The following is a 19,906-nucleotide window of genomic DNA, read 5'->3' as shown; positions in this document are numbered from 1 at the left end:
CGCCTTGCTGTATGCGATGAAAAAACGGAATCATTATTGAACGGGAAATGAGTTATGTCCAAAGCTGAACAGCGCGAACAGATGTCTAACGGTGCAGGTTTTATTGCAGCTCTGGATCAAAGTGGTGGCTCAACCCCCAAGGCGCTGGCGCTTTATGGTGTTGAGGCATCCGACTACACCTCGGACGAAGAGATGTTCGGCGAAATTCAGAAAATGCGGGCTCGTATCATCCTCGCCGATGATTTCACCAAGGACAAAGTTATCGGTGCAATCCTGTTCGAACGCACTCTGGGCGAAGAGATTGATGGCCGCAAAGTCGCCGACTATCTGTGGTCGGTCAAAAACATCGTTCCGTTCCTGAAGATCGACAAGGGCCTGGAGGAACAGGAAAACGGCGTTCAGATGATGAAGCCGATCCCCGGTCTTGCCGCTACGCTGGCGAAGGCAGAGGGTGTTTTCGGCACCAAAGAGCGCTCGGTCATTCATGAGGCAAACGCGCAGGGCATCGCAGCAGTGACCGCCCAGCAATTCGATGTCGCCCGTGAGGTGATCGGGGCAGGGATGGTGCCCATCGTCGAGCCCGAGGTGAACATCCATTCCGAAACCAAGGCCCAGGCCGAAGACATTCTGAAGGCAGAGCTTCTGAAAAACCTTGATCAGCTTTCTGAGGGTCAGGATGTCATGTTGAAACTGACCCTTCCCAGTCAGGCTGATCTGTACGACGAACTGGCCGATCATCCGCGCGTTCTGCGTGTCGTGGCCCTGTCCGGTGGGTATTCGACTGCCGAGGCCTGCGATCTGCTGAACCAGAATGGCAAAATGATCGCCTCGTTCTCGCGGGCCTTGACCGAAGGGTTGTCCAAGCAGCAATCCAACGCCGAATTCAATGCGGCGTTGGGGGCGAATATCGATAAGATTTTCCGCGCGTCGGTCTGATACACGGGGCTGTCTAAGCGGGCTTTTGGAAAGAGCGGCGCAGTTGTGCCGCTTTTTCTCTTTGCACACACCCTTCCGCATGGTCGTTCACAAGGCCCATCGCCTGCATAAAGGCAAAGACGGTTGTCGGCCCGACAAATTTCCAGCCCCGTTTCTTTAGGTCTTTCGACATTGCCACGGACTCGGGCGAGGTCGATGATGTTTGCGGGGGCGGTGGGGTCTGTGGCTCGTAACGCCAGACATAAGCGGCAATCGAGCCTTCGGCGGTAATCAGTTCCTGCGCGCGTCGGGCGTTGTTGATGACCGCCTCAATCTTGCCCCGATGCCGGATGATCCCGGCGTCCTGCAAGAGGCGCGCTATATCTGCCTCGGCGAATTTGGCGACTTTGTTGAAGTCAAAGCCTTCGAACGCTTTCCGAAAATTCTCGCGCTTGGCCAGGATCGTGCGCCAGCTGAGCCCGGACTGAAAGCTTTCAAGACACAGTTTTTCGAACAGCCGCTGGTCATCCGCAACCGGATAGCCCCATTCTGCGTCGTGATAGTCGAAAAATTCGGGCGCTGCCTGACACCAGGCGCATCGCGGCTGGCCATCGGGGCCGATGATCGTTTTGCTCATGTGACCCTCAGTTTAACAGAAACTGCATCCGGTCATCGGCGCGCGATGGGTCCATCTCGAGAATCTCGGCGGTGACGACATTGTGTGCAACAAACGGGTCCTGATCCACAAAGGCGGTCAGCGTTTCACGATCATCCGAGACCGCCAGAACGCCGCCGCCAACATCTGTCAGCGTACCCGCCAGCAGAAACAGACCGTCATCGAACCCTTTCCGCAGCCATTGCTTATGGGCCTCCATATGCGCCGGAGCCGTGTGTTTGTTATCAGAGAATCGAAGTAAAATTATATACATGCACTGCTTTCCTCATGTGAAATATCATTCTTTAGCTGGGCGTCCACCCAGGCGTTTAGGTGGCGAACCTCCTGATCGATAAACGCTTCGTCCTGAAACGCCTGGGCCAGGGTTGCGACACCCTGGCTCTGGGCAAGCAATCGTTTTGACAGTGTTTCTGCCGCATCTGAGCGACCGGCCAATTCGAACTGTCGCTGCAGCCAAGCGTGGAACAGCTGAAACAGCTTGTTGGCGTTATCCTGCGCGTCGTGCTCCAGCTTTGACAATTCGGTGCTCAGCGAACCAACCGGGCAGCCATAGCGCGCAATCTTGGCCCGGTTCATGATCAGAATGCCGATGAAACGCGCGATGCGCTCTTGTGGTGACGACGCACCCTCCCAATCCCGCAGCATTTGCCGGGTACGGTTCAGGCGCAGGTCGATGACTGCATCCAGAATCCGATCTTTGGTTTTGAAGTGATAGTAGAAATTGCCGCGCGATATCTGAACTGCCTTGGCGATATCGGCAAACGAGGTCTGTGCGTAGCCCTGCTGATAGAACAGGTCATCTGCAACCTGAACGATTTGATCTTTTGTGCTGAGATCAGACATGAAGCTCTCTTTCTGATATAGGACGATTGTCCTAATTGAGCTTTAGGACAAGCGTCCTAATCATGTCAACCTGACAGATCGCGATTACGAAGAATTCTGGCGATACCAGTCCAACACGAAGACACGAATGGCCGAAGCCAACCCGGTTTCGGGATCGCGTGACACGTCAATTTCAGCCGCTAATACATTGATTGGAAAGTCTTTTGATTTGGCGATCTCACGAAATGCCTGCCAGAACTCATCCTCCAGCGACACCGAGGTGCGGTGCCCTTTGAGGGTCAGAGAGCGTTTGACAGGCCGTCCGCTCATTCGTCCAGCTCGCGATTGTCCAGATCGCGCTGCAGCTTATCCTGCTGCAGCTTCACAACGGTCTTTTCGGCCTTGCTGCGTCCAAATTTCACCGCGTTTTCATCTGCGCGGGCCTTTCTCAGGGCCCGCGCCTTATCTTTTCGATACCGGTTCAGGTTGACCGGCTTGCCCATCAGTCCTTGGGCCCGATCATCTGTTCCGGGCGCACAACCGCGTCAAAGGTCGCTTCATCAACAAAACCCAGCGCGATCGCCTCTTCCTTGAGGGTGGTGCCGTTCTTGTGGGCCGTTTTTGCAACCGTGGTCGCATTGTCATAGCCAATTGTCGGCGCCAGCGCCGTCACCAGCATCAGCGATTCTTTCATCAGCTTGTCGATGCGCGGCTCATTCGCCTTGGTGCCCAGCAGCATCCGTTCGGTAAAGCTGTCGGTGGCATCCCCTAGCAACTGGATGGATTGCAGTAGGTTGTAGGACATCATCGGGTTATAGACGTTCAACTCGAAATGCCCCTGGCTGCCGGCGAACTTGATGGCCGCGTCATTGCCCATCACATGGGCGGCTACCTGCGTCAGCGCCTCGGCTTGAGTCGGGTTTACCTTGCCCGGCATGATGGACGATCCGGGCTCGTTCTCGGGCAGGATCAACTCGCCCAGACCCGAGCGTGGGCCAGAACCCAAAAAGCGGATGTCATTGGCGATTTTATAGCAAGATCCGGCAATCGTCGCCAAAGCGCCTGACAGGAACACCATCGCGTCATGGGCGGCCAGCGCCTCGAACTTGTTGGGTGCGGTTACAAAGGGCAGGCCGGTGATTTCGGCCATGTTTGCGGCGACCGCTTCGCCCCAACCCTGTTGTGTGTTCAGTCCGGTGCCAACTGCAGTGCCACCCTGCGCCAGTTCATAAATCGCAGGCATCGCGGCTTCGACGCGCGCGATGCCTTGGCGAATCTGATGGGCATAGCCGCCAAATTCCTGACCCAAAGTCAGCGGCGTCGCATCCTGCGTATGAGTGCGGCCGATCTTGATAATGTCTTTGAATTCTTCAGACTTCTGCTCAAGACCCGAGGCCAGTTTCTCAAGCCCCGGCATCAGAACGTCGCGCACGCTCATGGCGGTGGCGACATGCATGGCTGTGGGAAAGGTGTCGTTGGACGACTGCCCCATATTGCAGTGATCGTTCGGGTGAACCGGGTCTTTCGAGCCGATCACGCCGCCCAGAATCTCAATCGCACGGTTGGCGATCACCTCGTTCGAGTTCATGTTCGATTGTGTGCCTGATCCGGTCTGCCAGACAACCAGCGGGAAGTTGTCGTCAAACTTGCCCTCGAACACTTCGCCGGCGGCCTGAATAATCGCGTCGGCAATCCTGGCGTGCAGTTTGCCGGTCGCCTTGTTTTCCATGGCGCAGGCTTTCTTGATCACACCCAGCGCGCGCACAATGGCCACGGGTTGCTTTTCCCAACCGATCGGGAAGTTCATGATCGAGCGCTGCGTCTGCGCGCCCCAGTATTTGTCGGTCGGAACCTCCAGCGGGCCAAAGCTGTCGGATTCGGTGCGGGTCTGGGACATCTGTCACTCCGTCTTGTATGCAGTCGTATGCCGTTTAGCGGGCGTTCAGCCACAGTGCAATCGGCCAGTTGCGCGCACCATAAACTCAAGCGGACCAAAGGTATAGAAAAACGGATGTGTAATTTTTCTTGTCTTATCAGGAACAGGGCCATTGTGCGTCCGGCGCGCCGGGCTACAATGAAAGGGTACCTGCGGTGGAGAATTCATGCTCGTTTCAAACCCGACCCGCCCTTTGTTTTTTGCCCTTGTCGCTCTGGTTGCGCTGCTGGCACCGGCCCCAAGGGCACATGCAGCTGACATCGCACCCTTTGTTGGGGTCTATATTGGCTCGGCCGAAGTGGTGGATGAAGACGGAACCACAACGCCGCGCGACATGAGTGTCTCGATTCACGAAACACACAGTGGCTTCAACATCAGTTGGACGACGACAACCTACAAGCTGGATGGTCGTGTCAAAGAGCAGAAATTCTCGGTCGATTTCCGCCCTTCAGATCGTCCGGATGTCTTTTCGGCGGCGATGAAACGGAACGTGTTCGGCCACGAGGTGCCATTGGACGCAATGAAGGGCGAACCCTTTGTCTGGGGGCGCATTGAGGGTCCGACGATGACGGTGTTTTCCCTGTTTATCAGCGAAAACGGTGACTATGAACTGCAGCAATATGACCGGACCCTGACCGATGGTGGTCTGAACCTGTCATTCTCGCGTTTCCGCAACGGCGAAAAATCCCGGTCCGTCGATACATTCCTGAAAAAACAGTAAACCCCGCACGGGGCGGGGTTTAGAGGTCTATTTGCGGAAGCTGTCCAGCGAGACAACCTCGGCATCATGTTGCGCCTCGGGCTCCGGCTCTACCTCAATCGACTCTTCGATGATGTGATCGGTCTCTTCATCCTCGTCTTCGGGGCTTTCAAAGCGCAGCCCAAACTCGACCGAGGGGTCGACAAAGGTTTTGATCGACGAATAAGGGATATACAGCGGCTCTGGCGCGTCGCCGAAATTCAGCGTGATTGCGAATCCGTTGTCTCCGACCTCAAGATTCTCGAACCAGTGCTGCATCACAACCGTCATCTCGTCCGGGTAGCGCTCGCGCAGCCAATCTGCGATATCGACGCCTTCGTGACGTGTGTCGAAAGTGATAAAAAAGTGGTGGGCACCCGGCAGACCGTTGTCCGAGACGCTTGTCAGAACGTCTTTGATCAGGCCGCGCATGGCGGTGTGCATCAGGTTGCCATAGTCAATGTCTTGCGACATGGGTCATCCTCAAAAGTTGTTATCCTCAGCATAAGGGATTTGAAGGGAAACAAAAGACCGGGTTGCGCCTGATCTTCAGAGAAAAGACAGCGCCATACCGGCCACCACCATGATCGTCAACGTCACTGCCATCCCAAATTTCAGACGGAAAATCAAGGCTGCAGCAGCGACCGTCAGAACAAGCGCTGCGACGTTCAGAGTTGCTGTCTGAGGCAGAGGTATGGAGATCAGCCCCCATGTTCGCGCCTCGACAGACTCGAAGAGGACATTCATCCCAAACCAGACGGACAGGTTGAGAATCACTCCGACCACCGCCGCCGTTATGCCCCGCATTGCATCGGCCAGACGCGGGCGGGCTGCGATCCGGTCCAGATATGGAGCTGTCAGAAAAATCCATAGGAAACACGGAACAAATGTCGCCCACAATGCCACAAGACCTGCGGCGATGGCCAGGGGCGTGCCTCCTGCGATCTGACCGCTGAGCATAGCGACAAATTGTGTAACCAGTATCAGCGGTCCGGGTGTTGTTTCCGCCAGCCCCAGCGCATCGATCATCTGATCGGTGCTGATCCATTGATAACTATCGACCACGGTCTGCGTCATATAGGCCAGAACCGCATAAGCTCCGCCAAAGGTGACGACCGCGAGGCGGGCAAAGAACCACCCCAGATCGCTCAGCAGTGTGTGCCCCGAGACGGTCAACAGGACGAGTGGCGCAAGCCACAGGCTCAGCCAGAGCGCGGCTGTTCGAAACGGTCGTGTCAGCGCTGGTTCAGGCGCGTTTTCGGCCCCCGTGGCGGATGAGTTCGAGGTGACATAGCCCCAGATGGCCGCAGCAAGAATGATCAGAGGAAAGGGCAGGTTCAGCGCGAAGATGGCTAGAAAGCCCAGTGCGGCCATCGCTCGGTGTTCGGTGTCCGTCAGCGCCTTGCGAGACAGATTGCGCAGAGCCTGCACGACGATGACGATAACTGTCGCTTTGACGCCTAGAAACGCCGCTTGCACCAGCGGCAGCTCTCCGTAAGCAGCATAAAGACCCACCAGTACAGCGATGATCAATGCGCCGGGCAGCACAAACAGGCTGCCGGCGATCAGGCCACCCGCAACGCCGCGCAACCGCCAGCCCGCATAGGTGGCCAGCTGCATGGCCTCTGGCCCCGGCAGCAACATGCACAGCGACAGCGCGCGCAGATAGGTCTGTTCATCCAGCCAGGGTCGTTTCTCAACCAGTTCCTGATGCATCAGCGATATCTGCGCCGCCGGCCCCCCAAAAGACAGCAGCCCGATGCGCCCGAAAACCCGGATCAGTTCGCGTGTCGTTGGGGTCATGTCCTGCGGTCCGTTGGCCAGTCATGCCCTTCGTCAAACCCGTCGCGGGCCCAGCGATAGAGCGCATCATAGAGCTGCATTCCGACCTCCAGCTGCTGATGATCGTTCTTGTATTGACGGGACAGCCCGACCGAGATCGCCAGCAGACCGGCGGCCTCAGGTGCCAGCTCGTGCCGGTTGGTATCGGCGGCGCGAATGACAGTCGACAGACGGTCCAGCACAGGTATGCGCAGCCCGAACTGATCCAGCATCAAGTCAAAGGTGCAATTATCTCCGTGGTGGCTCCAGAATACATCCTCGACATCAAAGGGCGTTGCGCTGAACTGCTCTGTCACGCCGTGTACTTCGGTCGGGGCCACAAATAGAAACCGAGCATTGGGGTCGACGAACCGGCGAATAAGCCACGGGCAGGCGATGCGGTCTATTTTGGGGCGATAGCGGGTTACCCATAGCGTGCTGCCGTCAACCGGGTCGGGCAGGGCAGAGTGCGGAACGCAAGGGGGATCGGGCATGTCGCGCCAGGCAAACATGCCGCCGTCGAGATATTCGGCAATGTGCCCGTCGCCGATCAGCCAGGACACCACCGCCTGGCTCAGTTTCTTGCCCTTCTGGCAGATAATAATGCAGGGCTGGTCGCCGATCCGCGCGCGCAGCCCGCCGATATCCGTGTGTGGGTGGCGTATGGCACCGGGGATAAATACCGGATCCTCATCAAAGTCGGGATCGGTGCGGATGTCGATCAGGGCAGGGGCACCAGGCGTACCGATCAGCCGGGCGAGTTGACGTGTCGATATTGCAGTCGGGGCGGCCATTGCATGTTTCCTTGTGTCGTTCGGATACATGCGAAACTTGGGCAGGCGCCTCACGGGGCGTTCGCAAGCTGACCCCATGGGGTCTAGCTAGCGCGTATGGGTTCAACGGGTCAAGATCAGGGGTGTCTCAGGCCCAGTCTAACCGCTGTCCGGTCATGCAAACGGGCAGGGTATCGGCTGGGAATTGTCCAAGCTGCTCGAAGAACGAAATGAAATCGAACTGGTTATAGGCCTCAACCATTTTTCCGTCCTTGAACCGGGCCATCACCTGGCCGGTCACCTCAAGCGGGGCGCCATTGTCTGCTCGGAATGTCTTGACGTGCAGAATGGCGGAAACCCAATCACCAACTTCGATCGTTTTGGGCAGCGCAACGGTGATTTCACCCAGAATATGCCGAAATGCCATCACCAGATCGCGGAAATCATCTGCACCCACCTGCATTTCAGGGATCAGTCCTTCTGCCATGGTTTCTGGTGCAAAGAACTGATCAATGGCGTCGGTGTTACCGTTTTCCCAAACCTCAGTGTACCACGTCCTGAGTATTTCTGAGTTTGTCATCCCGGTTCTCCTGTCTTTGGGACAGAAGATGCAGAAAATGAGTGAATAAACCCTGAATCTGATCGGGCTTTGCCGGAAAAATGCAGATAATAGAGGGGAAAGGTGCAGGTTTCTGTTGCCAGGTACCTGCGAACCCCGCCTTACGCGGCTAGGCGCAAGGGCTTAGATTTCGGTCTTGTTACTGCTTACGCAGCAACTGCAACCGGAGCACGATTGTCGTTTGCAATTGTACTAGTTTCGCCGGTAACGGTGGCAGACAGCCGAGACAAAGCTAACCCCTTTAGACGTTCGTCGATCCTGTTTCGGCCCCAAAATCCCCAAACGAAGGATGATTGGTGGAGCCGCCGGGTACCGCCCCCGGGTCCGATCCGCTTATTACGAGCGCGTTTATGTCCATAGTCCCGAAGGACATATCTTATATAGGTGAGGAACAGGCGGGATGCAATTCTCTAATGTGATGCTGTGATCTGATTAAAAGCAATCGATTACGGGGCTTTGTTGAAGTTCGCCGCAATCAGCCAGACGGCCAGCGCCAGTTCGATTCCGCCAAAGACCAACGCTTTGGTCAGGGGTGGGTTATCGAGGATGACGGACACGAAACGCCCCAACGCCGCCCCGGCATAAACCACACCCAGCATCGTATAGGCCATCGGATTGTTCAGCAGCAGCACGGCGATACCCGTTACCACAAACAGCCCACCAACCGAGGCGCGCATTTCGCTCAGCCCCATGGTGCTGTTGGTGGGGGCAAGATCCAGCGAGGCGGCTGTCCATGCGGGGGCCAGAAACCCGAACAGGCCAAAGCCAATCGTCAAAATTGCGGCAATCATGTTCAGATATACGGTCATAGCGGTCCTGCGCCTCACTTACGTTTTGTTCAACTTATACCGCTCAGCCGCAAAGGAAAGCGCGCGCATTGCGTCGGCGAAAAGGCGTGAGGCCCCTCAGATGGGCTGGCCTTTCTTGCGGGCAACGTCTTGCGCCAATTGACGCGTATATGTCTCTAACGCGACCAAATTCGCGTCCACGGTGGCTGCATCGCGCGCCTCAAGCGCGTCGGCGATGCGATTGTGCAGTCCGATGATCTCTTCCCGTGATCGGGCGGTGAAAGTGATCATATTCATCAGCGGCTGCATCGCCTCGACCGCACCGGCCAACTGGTAAGACAGAACCGGGTTGCCCGCCCCATCGACCAGTGCCCGGTGAAAGGCGACGTCAGAGGCGCAGAATGCTTCATCCGTCAGTCCGGGCTGCGACTGCCGAAAAATCTCTGCCCGCATGGTGGCCAGTTGGTCCGCCGTGCGCCGTTCCGCCGACAGCGCCGCACAGGCGCGTTCCAAGGCAAAACGTGCCTCACAGGCTGTATCAAAACTCACCGCATTCATCGACAGCAGCAGGGTCGAGGTGGTGACTTGCTGGGAATAGGCGTCTTCAAAGCTCAGCCGGTTGACAAATGCCCCACCGGCCGCGCCCCGCTGGGTCCGGATCAGCGACTGGGCCGCCAGCCGCTTCAGCGCCTCGCGCACGGTGGGGCGCGAGACCTGGAACTGATCGGACAACTCGGCTTCGGACGGCAGGCGTTCATCGACAATCAGTTCACCCGACACAATCGCGTCCCGAATGGCTTGGGCGATTTGTGCAGATAAATCAGCAGGTTTTCGGATTTTTTGTTTCATGGCGCGGTCGTCAGGGTAAATTTTCATTTGTCTGACATTTAAAAGTCTGACATTTGATTTGCAAGAGATGAGTCGGGAGGGACACGTGCATCGCGCCGTTTTACGCAATGGCTTGTGGCTGGGTTTCTATGTCGCGATCCTGTGGTCGTGGTGGATGATGTTCTCGATGAGCCGCGCCATGGACCTCGACTGGATCGGGCGGCCCGGACCCATGGGTCAGGCCATGGCGGCGATGGATCCGCGCATGGACATGTATATGCCCATGGCTGAATTCGGCCCGCTGTTCTGGATGTGGGCGATCATGATGGCGGCGATGATGCTGCCGACACTGGTGCCGACCCTGCGCAGTTACGAAGACCTGATCCACAGCGCGGACGGCTCGCGCGCCGGGTGGGTCGGTGTGCTGACCGGGTATTTTGTCGTCTGGGTCGGCTTTGCCGCGCTGATCACCGGCGTGCAACTGATCCTGCTGTTTGGCGGGGCGGTGGATATGCTTGGGATCGCAAAATCCGGTCTGCTGGCGGGTGGCCTGATGATCGTTGTCGGCGCTTTCCAGTTCACCCGCGCGAAAGAGGTCTGCCACGGTGTCTGCCACGCGCCCATGACCTATTTTCTGGGGCACTGGAGGACCGGGTTCACCGGCGGGCTGCGCATGGGGCTTGGCCTCGGTGCGTTCTGCGTGGGGTGCTGTTGGGGCTTCATGGCGCTTGGGTTCGTGGGCGGTGTGATGAGCCTGTTGTGGATGGGTCTGGCGACCCTGTTTATGGTTTTGGAAAAGCTCCCTCAGATCGGGCATGTCGTGACCCGACCGATGGGGGGTATATTGATTGCGGGCGGCGTGATCCTGCTCGTCTATCCCGTTGCTTACGGAGGATAAGCCAATGGCAAAGAACAGAAAACCCGAAGCGGACCGGTTGCCGATCAGCCAGAGGATCGACAGCCGGATGCCCAATCCCAAACGTCGCGAGATGAGCCCGACCAACTGGGCCATCAGGGGCGAGCTGATCCTCAACTGTTCCTGCGATGTCTTCTGCCCCTGCGTGGTGTCGTTGGGCGCGCACCCTCCGACCGAAGGGCATTGCCATGCCTGGATGGGCATCATCATCGACGAAGGGCATTACGAGGGCGAAGACATCTCGGGTCTGAATGTGGGCCTGCTGGTCGATATTCCCGGCCGGATGGGTGAAGGTCAGTGGAAGGTCGCCGCCTATGTGGATGAACGCGCCAGCGGCAAGGCCTATAACGGGCTGCTGCAAATCTTTAGCGGTCAGGCTGGCGGCACTACGGGTCTGTTCACCATGCTGGTCAGCGAGATCATTGGCGCCGAACGCGCACCGGTTGAAATCGAACGCGATGGCAACAAGCGCCGCATCATGATTGGCCGCAAAATTCAGGGCGAGATCGAGATGTTAGCAGGGAAGGACCCCGACCATCCGGTCATGGTCTCAAACTCGAAATACTGGATGGGTCCCGATATCATTGTGGCACGTGGCACCAAGTCGAAAGTGCGCGACTATGGCCGGGTTTGGGATTTCGGCGGCAAATCTGCCGAGATTTGCCCCATCGACTGGCACGGACCCAAATAAATGGCCACCATCACCCCTAACCGCCGGGTGCGCAAAACGCCGTTCACCGCTGGCGTCGAAGCCGAAGGGGTGCAGGGCTACACCGTCTATAACCACATGCTGCTGGCAACCGTCTTTGATAGCGTTGCGGCAGATGCCGCGCATCTGAAACAGCATGTTCAGGTTTGGGATGTGTCCTGCGAACGGCAGGTGCAGATCAAAGGACCGGACGCCCTGCGCCTGATGAAGAAGATCAGCCCGCGCGACATCGATCGGATGCAGGCCGATCAATGCTATTATCTGCCGCTTGCCGACCAGAACGGAGGCATGCTGAACGACCCGGTGGCTCTCAAAATGGCCGAAGACAGGTACTGGCTTTCGGTGGCCGACGGCGATTTCTGGCAGTTTGCACTGGGGATCGCTGTCGCTCTGGAACTGGATGTCGAAATCACCGAACCGGACGTATCTCCGCTGGCGGTACAAGGCCCCAAAGCCGAGCAGCTCATGGCGCGGGTCTTTGGCGAAGAAGTCCGCGATATCAAGTTCTTCCGCTATAAACGTCTCGCGTTCGAGGATACCCGGTTTGTGGTTGCCCGGTCGGGATGGTCCAAGCAGGGCGGCTTTGAAATCTATATCGAAGGGGCCGACTACGGCATGCCGTTGTGGGATACTTTGTTTGCTGCTGGGCGCGACCTTAATGTGCGGGCAGGGTGCCCGAACACGATTGAACGCATTGAAAGCGGCTTGCTGAGCTTTGGCTCGGATATGCGGCGCGAGAATACACCCTATGAATGCGGTTTGGCGCGCTTTTGCAATTCACCCGAGGATTACATCGGCAAAGCGGCGTTGCAGGAACAGGCGCAAAATGGCCCTCCGCGCCAGATCCGCCCGCTGATTATCGATGGAGAGATCGGCCCCTGTACCGAGGCCTGGCAGCTGAAGGCAGATGGGCATCAGATCGGGCAGGTGACGTCAGCGGCGTTTTCGCCTGAATTCGGGGTCAACGTCGCCATTGGGATGGTCAACCGCTCTCACTGGACGCCCGGAACGCGGGTTGAGGTGTTGACCGAACACGGAATGCGGTGGGCCGAAGTGCAGGAAAAATTCTGGCGCTGATCAGGTCAGACAAGGAAATATGGGCGATTGTGCCCTCGTAAGGAGAAAGATAATGTTTAAGGCATTACTCGTTGAAAAAGATGAAGAAAGCGGCCTGGCGAGCGCGTCGGTCAAGCAGATCTCCGAAGATATGCTGCCGCATGGCGAGGTCACGGTGGCGGTCGAATACTCGACCGTGAACTACAAAGACGGGCTCTGCATGTCGCCCAAGGGCGGCGGATTGGTGCGAAACTATCCGCATATCCCCGGCATCGACTATGCTGGCACGGTCGAGGCGTCCTCGGATGACCGCTACAAACCCGGCGACAAAGTGGTTCTGACAGGCTGGCGCGTGGGTGAGGCGCATTGGGGCGGGTATTCGCAAAAGGCCCATGCGCTGGCGGACTGGCTGGTGCCGTTGCCGGATGGTTTGGATAGCCGTCAGGCCATGGCTGTTGGAACCGCAGGGTTTACCGCGATGCTGGCTGTGATGGCGCTGGAAGATCATGGCCTCACACCGTCTCACGGCCCGGTACTGGTGACCGGTGCTGCCGGAGGGGTCGGATCTGTGGCAACGGCTATTCTTGCCAATCTCGGCTATGAGGTCGCCGCAGTGACCGGTCGCCCGGAAACTGGCGACTATCTCAAGGCTTTGGGCGCCACAACGATCGTGCCGCGCGAGGACCTGAACGAGACAACCAAGCGCCCGCTCGAAAGCGAAACATGGGCAGGGTGCGTCGATGCGGTCGGCGGAGAGATGCTGGCCCGCGTGCTGGGGCAGATGAAATACGGCTGCTCGGTGGCGGCTGTTGGTCTGGCGGGCGGGGCCGCGCTGCCGGCGACAGTGATCCCGTTCCTGCTGCGCGGCGTGAACCTCTTGGGCATCGACAGCGTGATGCAACCCTACGACAACCGCGTCCGCGCCTGGCAACGCATCGCGACTGATCTGCCGATGGACAAGCTGGACGCGATGGTTCACCCCGCGACCCTGTCAGATTTGCCGCAACTGGGCGCCGATATTTTGCAAGGTCAGGTCAAGGGCCGGATCGTGGTCGATGTAAATAACTGATTCAAAAGCATAGCGGTCTGTGGACCGTCATAATTTACAGCACCTGATGCGGATTGTTCTGAGTCAAATCAGAGCACCGCATCAAGCGCAGTTGGCCCAAGACGTAAAACATTTCTGGCCCTAGGGCGATGCGTGGACAAAGCTGCCGTTCAAATCGTGCAACCCAATGTCCAAATTGAAGAATTCCGAGAAAACTCTTGGCCCATTCACTTATGGCGTGACAATAGAAAGTGTGGTCTCAAGCGCTTGGTGTGCCATTTCACGAGCTTGTTCAACGGGCATGTCAATGAATGCTGGATCCAAATTGTTAGTGCTGACCGTCAGACGAGAGCCATTCCCAAATGGTTGCCAAACCCAGCACTGAGTTTTACTTCCATTTTCCGACAATAGACAAACGGAACCTTTGGTCAGATCACCTAACCGCTCTTTTTTAAGTGATCCTCCCTCTTTCCAGTAGGGCATTGGAAAGCCAGTCTCTGAATCTGGCGCGATCAGAACTTTCCCGATGTGACGGTATGGAGAAGGGGAGTAACCGCTGCACCAGTTAGGCGGCTCACCGGCTGCACATGCGGAGGTCAAACGTGAGTAATTCGATGCTGGGGTTATCCAAACCACATCCATATCGATAGCTTGTGTACCGTTGCGACTAATCCGGCATACACGCGAAAAATCAGATTTTCTGTCCAATCTACCGAAGAAGTTAATATCTGCTCCTCTCTCAAGGCGCGGGCGCAATTCCGGTGGAATATTTAGGGTTTCACCGGCTGTGCGAACTTGAAGAGGTGTTTCAAGACAAGTGCTTGGAACGTATTGAAGCCATAGCACGTAGCCTGAATATGCACCGGCAACGATGACCGGAACCAAGACAGAAACCGACGGACGGACCCGCGCCAATCTCATGAGACTGCCCCAACCCGCGCCAACTATTAATAGTACAATAGATGGAACAATAGTAAGCACATACGCTAGCCCGGCGTATTCACCAGTTGGCCAAATAGACCATAAAAAAGCAGCCGGGAGCGCCAATGCAATAAGAAGAAGAGGCGCACGGACCTTCCATCGAAAACGAAACGCCACGGCTGAAAGCAGAGCCGCACCCGTCAAGACAAGAGAGAAAATTGTATGGTCGTTGAGCGGGAACATAACTGGGCACCTTTTCCCGGCAAGTTGCCTGAGGGTGCCAGCCGATGCAACCATTGGACGAAAGGTTCCCGCTTCGCTCGCCGAAATAGCCCGAGCTTTTCAGCCCAAGCCACATTTGTTGCATCGCGTCATCGTAAGGGGCTCCCGCTCAATTCCTGCTTCACCGCAAAAGAAATATTCGCATTAACCTGTGATCTGAGGATAGGCGCTCATCTGGCCTCTGGTCACACTATGACGGTTGGGTCTGCTTCGTGCGGCGTTCAACATTTTCAGACCGGCCAGTGGCTGCGCTGGCCCGTTTTTTTGTTTTCGGAAATGGTACAAAACGGAAGAAACACCTCTGGCCATTGGTACAATTCCTAAGCATGATTGCTATACATCCCATTTGCGATGGCTTAAGACCCATCCGAACAGCACCTGAATACGGGGAGTGAGCAGCATGTCTGATGATTTTATACTGGACACCGATGACCTTAAACGCCGCATGGACGGCGCCATGTCGAACCTCAAAACCGAGTTTGCCTCGCTGCGAACCGGGCGCGCATCTGCTTCGATGCTCGAACCGGTGATGGTTGACGCTTACGGCTCGATGACGCCGATCAATCAGGTCGGCACGGTGAACGTTCCGGAACCACGTATGGTCACCGTGAACGTCTGGGACAAAGGCCTTGTGGGCAAGGTGGAAAAAGCCATTCGTGAAAGCGGGTTAGGGATCAACCCGCAACTGAACGGCACCATCATCATGCTGCCTATTCCGGAGCTGAACGAAGAACGTCGCCGCGAGTTGGGCAAGGTCGCTGGTCAGTACGCCGAGCACGCCCGCGTTTCGATCCGCAATGTCCGTCGAGACGGTATGGATCAGATCAAAAAGGCCAAAGCTGATGGCATGTCCGAGGACGACCAAAAGCTGTGGGAGGGCGAAGTGCAGGATTTGACCGACGAGATGATCAAGGCCGTCGACGGCGCGCTTGAAACCAAACAAGCTGAGATCATGCAGGTCTGAGCCGCGATTATGCCCAAGGATCCCCAAACTCCGCCGGTCCAGGGACCGCGCCATGTTGCCATTATTATGGACGGAAATGGCCGCTGGGCTCAGGCGCGGGGGCGGCCTCGTCTGTTTGGCCATCACGCTGGCGCGCGGCGGGTGCGCGAGGTTGTTGAGGCTTGTCCGGGTCTGGGCATTAAGTATCTGACAGTCTTTGCCTTTTCGACCGAGAACTGGAAACGTACTCAGGTTGAGGTCGCGGGCCTGATGAGCCTGTTCCGGCGCTATATCGTCAAGGAAACCCGGACCCTCAGAGACAATGGCATCCGCGTGCGTTTTATCGGTGATCGGGTTCGGCTGGATAAAAAGCTGACCGAACTGATGGATACGCTTGAACGGGAAACGCAGGACAATGACCTGGTCCACCTGACCGTCGCCCTGAACTATGGCGGACGGGATGAGGTTGCCCGTGCGACGAAACGGCTTGCCCGCGATGTGGCTGATGGCAAACTGCGCCCCGAAGATGTCGATCAGGAAACGCTGCCCAAATATCTTGATACCCGCGTTCTGCCCGACCCGGATCTTGTGATACGAACCAGCGGTGAGGCGCGCATCTCGAACTTTCTGCTCTGGCAGTCGGCTTATTCGGAATATGAGTTCATTGATACGCTGTGGCCGGACTTTACCGCTGCAGAACTGGAACGCCTGTGCAAAAGCTATGGCTCACGCGAACGGCGTTTTGGAGCGGTTCTGGCATGAGTGAGGGCCGATGGTCTGATCTGACGGCCCGCGTTCTGTCGGCTGCGGTGCTGATCGCTGTGGGCTCGATTGAAGTCTGGCTGGGCGGCTTGTGGTTCGAAGCGTTCATCGCTGCCGCCTGTGGTGTGATGATTTGGGAACTGGTTCGGATGGTCGATCCGGACAGCAGTGGTGTTGCGATCCAACTGGGTGTTCTGACCGGGCTCGCCGTAGTTCTCAGCTATCACCTGCCGCCACTTTACAAGCTGCCCTTCCTGTTGGCCCCGGCACTGGTCGGGGCAGGGCAGGTTAAAAAGGCGCGTGGCGTCTATATCCTGTTTGCGTTCTGGATTGCGGCGGCGGGTCTGGGCTTTCTGTCGATTCGAGAGAATATGGGATTTGGCTGGATGGTCTGGCTGATCTCGGTTGTCGTTGCCACTGATGTCGCCGGGTATTTTGTGGGAAAAGCTATTGGCGGACCTAAGTTTTGGCCCAGAGTCAGTCCCAAAAAGACATGGTCCGGTACCGCTGGGGGCTGGGTGGCCGCCGCGATAGTCGGTGCGCTGTTTGCAGCTCAGGCGGGGTTCGGCGTCATGTTCGTGGTGATCTCGGTACTCGCCTCGATGGCCAGCCAGGCCGGAGACATTGTTGAGAGCGCAACCAAGCGAAAATTCAGTGTCAAAGACAGCTCAAACCTGATCCCCGGGCACGGCGGCTTTCTGGATCGATTTGACGGGATGATGGGCGCCGCGCTGTTTGTTCTGATAGCAGGGCTGTTTTACGCACCCGGAGGGATGTGATGCGCAAAGTATCCATTTTGGGTGCAACCGGCTCGATCGGTCAAAACACGATTGATCTGATTGCCCGAGCCCCTGACGCTTATGATGTTGTGGCCCTGACGGGCGGTGCGAATATCGCGCAACTGGCTGACGATGCGCGTAAGCTAAAAGCGGATATTGCGGTCACCGCGTTTGACGACAGATTGGACGATCTGCGCACGGCATTGGCCGGCAGCGGCGTTCAGGCTGCTGCCGGGACCGCGGCTTTGATCGAGGCTGCCGCGCGGCCGGCAGACTGGGTGATGTCTGCGATTGTGGGCGCGGCCGGGCTGGCGCCGGGGATCGAAGCCTTGAAACAGGGCGCGACGCTGGCACTGGCGAACAAAGAGACACTGGTTTGCGCCGGGGCGCTGGTACTTGAGACCGCGCGGGCACACGGCGCGCGTCTTTTGCCCGTCGACAGCGAACATTCGGCAGTGTTTCAGGCTTTGGTCGGTGAAGACATGACCGCCGTCGAGCGGATCATCATCACTGCAAGCGGCGGGGCTTTCCGCGACTGGCCGCTTGGTGATCTGGCGGGGGCAACTGTCGAGCAGGCCTCGAACCATCCGAACTGGAATATGGGGCAACGGATCACCATCGACAGTGCATCGATGTTCAACAAGGCGCTGGAGCTGGTTGAAACCAAAGAATTCTTTGGTGTTGCGCCGAGCCAGATCGAAGTGGTTGTTCACCCGGAATCGATTGTGCATTCGCTTGTCGGTTTTCGTGACGGCGCGGTCATGGCCCATCTTGGGGCGCCCGATATGCGGCATGCGATCGGCTATGCGCTGCACTGGCCGGAACGGCGCGATTTGCCGGTGAACCGTTTGGATCTGACGCAGCTTGGACAGTTGCGGTTTCAGGCCCCGGACGAGGCGCGCTATCCGGCGCTGCGGCTGGCGCGCGAGGTGATGGAGCGTGGTGGATTGTCCGGTGCCGTGTTCAACGCCGCCAAGGAACGCGCGCTTGATCTGTTTATCGCACGCCATATCGGGTTTCTCGATATGGCGGATGCCGTGGCTGGCGTCCTTGACCGGTTCGAGGCTGAAACTAGCCTCATTGATGCCCCTTTGACCCTTGATAACGTATTTCAAACGGACCATCTCGCACGTGAATGGGTCGATGAAGCCGTATTACAAAGAGCAGGATAAAAATCTTGGACATACTCTCGCTTATTCCGCAATTCGGCGGCTTGCTTTACACGATCGTGGCCTTTGTTGTTGCGCTGTCTGTGATCGTGGCGGTGCATGAATACGGTCACTACATCGTAGGGCGCTGGTCCGGTATCCATGCCGAGGTGTTTTCGATCGGGTTCGGCCCTGTTCTGTGGAGCCGCGTCGACAAGCGGGGTACCAAATGGCAGATCGCTCTGCTGCCGTTCGGCGGATATGTCAAATTTCTGGGCGATGCCAACGCGGCGTCGGGCAAAGACGAAGACGCCATGGAGGAAATCGCCGAGCAGAGCCCAGAGGAGTTGCGCCGCACCATGCATGGCGCGCCGCTTTGTGCGCGCGCGGCAACGGTCGCTGCGGGTCCTGTGTTCAATTTCGTTATGTCGATACTGGTGTTTGGGCTGATTTTCTGGTCCGAGGGCGTCTCTCGCGAGCCGCTGACCGTCGGGTCACTACACCCGATCCCCGGAACGGTTCAGGAACTGCAGGAAGGGGACGAGATCGTTGCCATCGCAGGCATCCCGACCCCGGATTTCGACGAAGAGGGCGGATGGAGGCGGTTTACCTCCTCGCTGCCGGTGGAGCCCGTGCTGGACTACACGGTCATCCGTGACGGAGAGCAGTTTGATGTCGCGGCTCCATGGCTGTTTCCGCCGCTGATTCAACAGGTGTCCCCGCGCAGTGCCGCCATGGATATTCAGCTTGCCGCCGGAGATGTGATCACGGCCGTAAACGGTGAGCCGATCTTTGCGTTTGAACAGCTGAAAGAGCACGTAGAAAACTCGGACGGGAAAGTTCTGTTGCTGAATGTCTGGCGCGACGGCGCGGATCTGGAATTTGCACTGGCGCCCCGGCGTACGGATGAGCCGCAATCAGAAGGCGGTTTCGTCACCCATTGGCGCATCGGCATTGTCGGAGGGATGATGCTGGAACCCGCAACCGTGCCTGCGGATTTTGTCGATTCCCTGACGGGCGGTGTCCGACAGACCTATCGGATCATCGAAGGGTCGCTTTCGGGCATCTGGCATATGATCACGGGCGCGATCAGTACCTGCAATATGTCCGGGCCGATTGGCATTGCCGAAACGTCGGGGGCCATGGCCAGCCAGGGCGCACAGAGCTTTATTTTCTTTATCGCCGTTTTGTCGACTGCGGTTGGTCTGTTGAACCTGTTTCCAATTCCGGCTCTGGATGGCGGTCACCTTGTCTTTTACGCCTATGAGGCTGTCGCGGGTAAACCACCAAGCGACAAAGCTTTGCGGGTGCTGATGGGGGTCGGTGTCACCTTGATTCTGTCGCTTATGCTGTTTTCGGTGAGCAACGATCTGTTTTGCTGATTGTGGCGGCGGTGGCACGTTAAAGTCGTAAAATTGCCTCATT

Annotated in this window: 24 protein-coding genes and 1 other RNA gene; 11 read left to right on the top strand and 14 right to left on the bottom strand. The window is 57.4% G+C overall.

The window, feature by feature from the left end; translation table 11 throughout:
* The first annotated feature begins 54 nt into the window (after positions 1-54).
* Positions 55-936, top strand: a complete 882-nt coding sequence (locus tag ACR0I7_RS04940) for a fructose bisphosphate aldolase (RefSeq protein WP_480509000.1) — start codon at positions 55-57, stop codon at positions 934-936.
* Positions 937-949: 13 nt separating this feature from the next.
* Here ACR0I7_RS04940 and ACR0I7_RS04935 read toward each other — a convergent pair whose 3' ends face one another.
* From ACR0I7_RS04935 to fumC, 6 genes are all read right to left on the bottom strand, one after another.
* Positions 950-1,552, bottom strand: coding sequence for a DNA-3-methyladenine glycosylase I (locus ACR0I7_RS04935; protein ID WP_480508998.1), 603 nt, complete (start codon positions 1,550-1,552; stop codon positions 950-952).
* Positions 1,553-1,559: 7 nt separating this feature from the next.
* Positions 1,560-1,844 (bottom strand): YciI family protein, encoded by a 285-nt coding sequence (locus tag ACR0I7_RS04930; RefSeq protein ID WP_480508996.1) that lies wholly within the window; start codon positions 1,842-1,844, stop codon positions 1,560-1,562.
* Positions 1,835-2,434 carry a TetR/AcrR family transcriptional regulator gene (locus ACR0I7_RS04925; protein WP_480508994.1) on the bottom strand — a complete coding sequence of 200 codons (600 nt, stop codon included), beginning with the start codon at positions 2,432-2,434 and terminating at the stop codon, positions 1,835-1,837. Before ACR0I7_RS04925 ends, ACR0I7_RS04930 begins: the two co-directional genes overlap by 10 nt.
* Positions 2,435-2,518: 84 nt before the next feature.
* Positions 2,519-2,743 carry a ribbon-helix-helix domain-containing protein gene (locus tag ACR0I7_RS04920; protein WP_480508992.1) on the bottom strand — a complete coding sequence of 75 codons (225 nt, stop codon included), beginning with the start codon at positions 2,741-2,743 and terminating at the stop codon, positions 2,519-2,521.
* Positions 2,740-2,916 (bottom strand): DUF4169 family protein, encoded by a 177-nt coding sequence (locus ACR0I7_RS04915; RefSeq protein ID WP_480508991.1) that lies wholly within the window; start codon positions 2,914-2,916, stop codon positions 2,740-2,742. The genes ACR0I7_RS04920 and ACR0I7_RS04915 overlap by 4 nt, the downstream gene beginning before the upstream one ends.
* Positions 2,916-4,310, bottom strand: a complete 1,395-nt coding sequence (fumC, locus tag ACR0I7_RS04910; protein ID WP_480508989.1) for a class II fumarate hydratase — start codon at positions 4,308-4,310, stop codon at positions 2,916-2,918. Before fumC ends, ACR0I7_RS04915 begins: the two co-directional genes overlap by 1 nt.
* Before the next feature lie 205 nt (positions 4,311-4,515).
* Between fumC and ACR0I7_RS04905 the strand changes: the two genes are divergently transcribed.
* Positions 4,516-5,070, top strand: a complete 555-nt coding sequence (locus ACR0I7_RS04905) for a hypothetical protein (RefSeq protein WP_480508987.1) — start codon at positions 4,516-4,518, stop codon at positions 5,068-5,070.
* A 27-nt stretch (positions 5,071-5,097) separates the two neighbouring features.
* On the opposite strand, the gene ACR0I7_RS04900 is transcribed toward ACR0I7_RS04905, so the two are convergent.
* From ACR0I7_RS04900 to ACR0I7_RS04870, 7 genes are all read right to left on the bottom strand, one after another.
* The gene (locus ACR0I7_RS04900; RefSeq protein WP_480508985.1) at positions 5,098-5,562 is read right to left on the bottom strand and encodes an SspB family protein; all 465 of its coding nucleotides are present in this window, start codon (positions 5,560-5,562) and stop codon (positions 5,098-5,100) included.
* Between the two features lie 75 nt (positions 5,563-5,637).
* Positions 5,638-6,891, bottom strand: coding sequence for a chromate efflux transporter (gene chrA, locus ACR0I7_RS04895; RefSeq protein WP_480508983.1), 1,254 nt, complete (start codon positions 6,889-6,891; stop codon positions 5,638-5,640).
* A complete protein-coding gene (locus ACR0I7_RS04890) occupies positions 6,888-7,703 on the bottom strand; it encodes a chromate resistance protein ChrB domain-containing protein (RefSeq protein ID WP_480508981.1) in 816 nt (271 codons plus the stop codon). Before ACR0I7_RS04890 ends, chrA begins: the two co-directional genes overlap by 4 nt.
* Before the next feature lie 127 nt (positions 7,704-7,830).
* A complete protein-coding gene (locus tag ACR0I7_RS04885; RefSeq protein ID WP_480508979.1) occupies positions 7,831-8,262 on the bottom strand; it encodes an ester cyclase in 432 nt (143 codons plus the stop codon).
* A 101-nt stretch (positions 8,263-8,363) separates the two neighbouring features.
* Positions 8,364-8,711: a transfer-messenger RNA gene (gene ssrA / locus ACR0I7_RS04880) on the bottom strand.
* A 36-nt stretch (positions 8,712-8,747) separates the two neighbouring features.
* Complete coding sequence (locus ACR0I7_RS04875; RefSeq protein ID WP_480508977.1) at positions 8,748-9,110, bottom strand: DUF4345 family protein; 363 nt, start codon at positions 9,108-9,110, stop codon at positions 8,748-8,750.
* A gap of 96 nt (positions 9,111-9,206) precedes the next feature.
* Positions 9,207-9,965 (bottom strand): FadR/GntR family transcriptional regulator, encoded by a 759-nt coding sequence (locus tag ACR0I7_RS04870; protein WP_480508975.1) that lies wholly within the window; start codon positions 9,963-9,965, stop codon positions 9,207-9,209.
* A gap of 40 nt (positions 9,966-10,005) precedes the next feature.
* Here ACR0I7_RS04870 and ACR0I7_RS04865 point away from each other — a divergent pair, with 40 nt between their 5' ends.
* Genes ACR0I7_RS04865 through acuI form a run of 4 tightly spaced genes read left to right on the top strand, consistent with a single transcriptional unit; the run spans position 10,006 to position 13,667 of the window.
* Positions 10,006-10,815, top strand: coding sequence for a DUF2182 domain-containing protein (locus ACR0I7_RS04865; protein WP_480508973.1), 810 nt, complete (start codon positions 10,006-10,008; stop codon positions 10,813-10,815).
* Between the two features lie 4 nt (positions 10,816-10,819).
* Complete coding sequence (locus ACR0I7_RS04860) at positions 10,820-11,524, top strand: DUF1326 domain-containing protein (RefSeq protein ID WP_480508971.1); 705 nt, start codon at positions 10,820-10,822, stop codon at positions 11,522-11,524.
* Positions 11,525-12,619, top strand: coding sequence for a dimethylsulfoniopropionate demethylase (locus ACR0I7_RS04855; protein WP_480508969.1), 1,095 nt, complete (start codon positions 11,525-11,527; stop codon positions 12,617-12,619).
* Between the two features lie 52 nt (positions 12,620-12,671).
* The gene (gene acuI, locus ACR0I7_RS04850) at positions 12,672-13,667 is read left to right on the top strand and encodes an acryloyl-CoA reductase (protein WP_480508967.1); all 996 of its coding nucleotides are present in this window, start codon (positions 12,672-12,674) and stop codon (positions 13,665-13,667) included.
* Positions 13,668-13,877: 210 nt separating this feature from the next.
* Here the strand turns inward: acuI and ACR0I7_RS04845 are convergent, their stop codons facing one another.
* On the bottom strand, positions 13,878-14,810 hold the full coding sequence (locus tag ACR0I7_RS04845; RefSeq protein WP_480508965.1) for a hypothetical protein: 933 nt from the start codon (positions 14,808-14,810) through the stop codon (positions 13,878-13,880).
* A gap of 439 nt (positions 14,811-15,249) precedes the next feature.
* On the opposite strand from ACR0I7_RS04845, the gene frr reads away from it, so the two are divergent.
* From frr to rseP, 5 genes are read left to right on the top strand one after another with little or no spacing between them, the layout of a single operon-like run.
* On the top strand, positions 15,250-15,813 hold the full coding sequence (gene frr, locus ACR0I7_RS04840) for a ribosome recycling factor (RefSeq protein ID WP_480508963.1): 564 nt from the start codon (positions 15,250-15,252) through the stop codon (positions 15,811-15,813).
* A gap of 9 nt (positions 15,814-15,822) precedes the next feature.
* On the top strand, positions 15,823-16,554 hold the full coding sequence (locus tag ACR0I7_RS04835; protein WP_480508961.1) for an isoprenyl transferase: 732 nt from the start codon (positions 15,823-15,825) through the stop codon (positions 16,552-16,554).
* Positions 16,551-17,333 carry a phosphatidate cytidylyltransferase gene (locus ACR0I7_RS04830; protein WP_480508959.1) on the top strand — a complete coding sequence of 261 codons (783 nt, stop codon included), beginning with the start codon at positions 16,551-16,553 and terminating at the stop codon, positions 17,331-17,333. The genes ACR0I7_RS04835 and ACR0I7_RS04830 overlap by 4 nt, the downstream gene beginning before the upstream one ends.
* Positions 17,333-18,505, top strand: a complete 1,173-nt coding sequence (gene dxr / locus ACR0I7_RS04825) for a 1-deoxy-D-xylulose-5-phosphate reductoisomerase (protein ID WP_480508957.1) — start codon at positions 17,333-17,335, stop codon at positions 18,503-18,505. The genes ACR0I7_RS04830 and dxr overlap by 1 nt, the downstream gene beginning before the upstream one ends.
* 5 nt (positions 18,506-18,510) lie before the next feature.
* A complete protein-coding gene (gene rseP / locus ACR0I7_RS04820; protein WP_480508955.1) occupies positions 18,511-19,863 on the top strand; it encodes an RIP metalloprotease RseP in 1,353 nt (450 codons plus the stop codon).
* Positions 19,864-19,906: the final 43 nt, after the last annotated feature.

The sequence above is a fragment of the Ruegeria sp. AM1 genome (assembly GCF_056540745.1).
The sequence above is the reverse complement of the archived record's forward strand: the minus strand, read 5'-3'. Positions and strand labels throughout refer to the sequence as shown.

Coding starts and splice junctions, on each gene's coding strand:
- ACR0I7_RS04940 (WP_480509000.1), top strand. CDS start 55: ATGTCCAAAGCTGAACAGCGCGAACAGATGTCTAACGGTGCAGGTTTT.
- ACR0I7_RS04935 (WP_480508998.1), bottom strand. CDS start 1,552: ATGAGCAAAACGATCATCGGCCCCGATGGCCAGCCGCGATGCGCCTGG.
- ACR0I7_RS04930 (WP_480508996.1), bottom strand. CDS start 1,844: ATGTATATAATTTTACTTCGATTCTCTGATAACAAACACACGGCTCCG.
- ACR0I7_RS04925 (WP_480508994.1), bottom strand. CDS start 2,434: ATGTCTGATCTCAGCACAAAAGATCAAATCGTTCAGGTTGCAGATGAC.
- ACR0I7_RS04920 (WP_480508992.1), bottom strand. CDS start 2,743: ATGAGCGGACGGCCTGTCAAACGCTCTCTGACCCTCAAAGGGCACCGC.
- ACR0I7_RS04915 (WP_480508991.1), bottom strand. CDS start 2,916: ATGGGCAAGCCGGTCAACCTGAACCGGTATCGAAAAGATAAGGCGCGG.
- fumC (WP_480508989.1), bottom strand. CDS start 4,310: ATGTCCCAGACCCGCACCGAATCCGACAGCTTTGGCCCGCTGGAGGTT.
- ACR0I7_RS04905 (WP_480508987.1), top strand. CDS start 4,516: ATGCTCGTTTCAAACCCGACCCGCCCTTTGTTTTTTGCCCTTGTCGCT.
- ACR0I7_RS04900 (WP_480508985.1), bottom strand. CDS start 5,562: ATGTCGCAAGACATTGACTATGGCAACCTGATGCACACCGCCATGCGC.
- chrA (WP_480508983.1), bottom strand. CDS start 6,891: ATGACCCCAACGACACGCGAACTGATCCGGGTTTTCGGGCGCATCGGG.
- ACR0I7_RS04890 (WP_480508981.1), bottom strand. CDS start 7,703: ATGGCCGCCCCGACTGCAATATCGACACGTCAACTCGCCCGGCTGATC.
- ACR0I7_RS04885 (WP_480508979.1), bottom strand. CDS start 8,262: ATGACAAACTCAGAAATACTCAGGACGTGGTACACTGAGGTTTGGGAA.
- ACR0I7_RS04875 (WP_480508977.1), bottom strand. CDS start 9,110: ATGACCGTATATCTGAACATGATTGCCGCAATTTTGACGATTGGCTTT.
- ACR0I7_RS04870 (WP_480508975.1), bottom strand. CDS start 9,965: ATGAAAATTTACCCTGACGACCGCGCCATGAAACAAAAAATCCGAAAA.
- ACR0I7_RS04865 (WP_480508973.1), top strand. CDS start 10,006: ATGAGTCGGGAGGGACACGTGCATCGCGCCGTTTTACGCAATGGCTTG.
- ACR0I7_RS04860 (WP_480508971.1), top strand. CDS start 10,820: ATGGCAAAGAACAGAAAACCCGAAGCGGACCGGTTGCCGATCAGCCAG.
- ACR0I7_RS04855 (WP_480508969.1), top strand. CDS start 11,525: ATGGCCACCATCACCCCTAACCGCCGGGTGCGCAAAACGCCGTTCACC.
- acuI (WP_480508967.1), top strand. CDS start 12,672: ATGTTTAAGGCATTACTCGTTGAAAAAGATGAAGAAAGCGGCCTGGCG.
- ACR0I7_RS04845 (WP_480508965.1), bottom strand. CDS start 14,810: ATGTTCCCGCTCAACGACCATACAATTTTCTCTCTTGTCTTGACGGGT.
- frr (WP_480508963.1), top strand. CDS start 15,250: ATGTCTGATGATTTTATACTGGACACCGATGACCTTAAACGCCGCATG.
- ACR0I7_RS04835 (WP_480508961.1), top strand. CDS start 15,823: ATGCCCAAGGATCCCCAAACTCCGCCGGTCCAGGGACCGCGCCATGTT.
- ACR0I7_RS04830 (WP_480508959.1), top strand. CDS start 16,551: ATGAGTGAGGGCCGATGGTCTGATCTGACGGCCCGCGTTCTGTCGGCT.
- dxr (WP_480508957.1), top strand. CDS start 17,333: ATGCGCAAAGTATCCATTTTGGGTGCAACCGGCTCGATCGGTCAAAAC.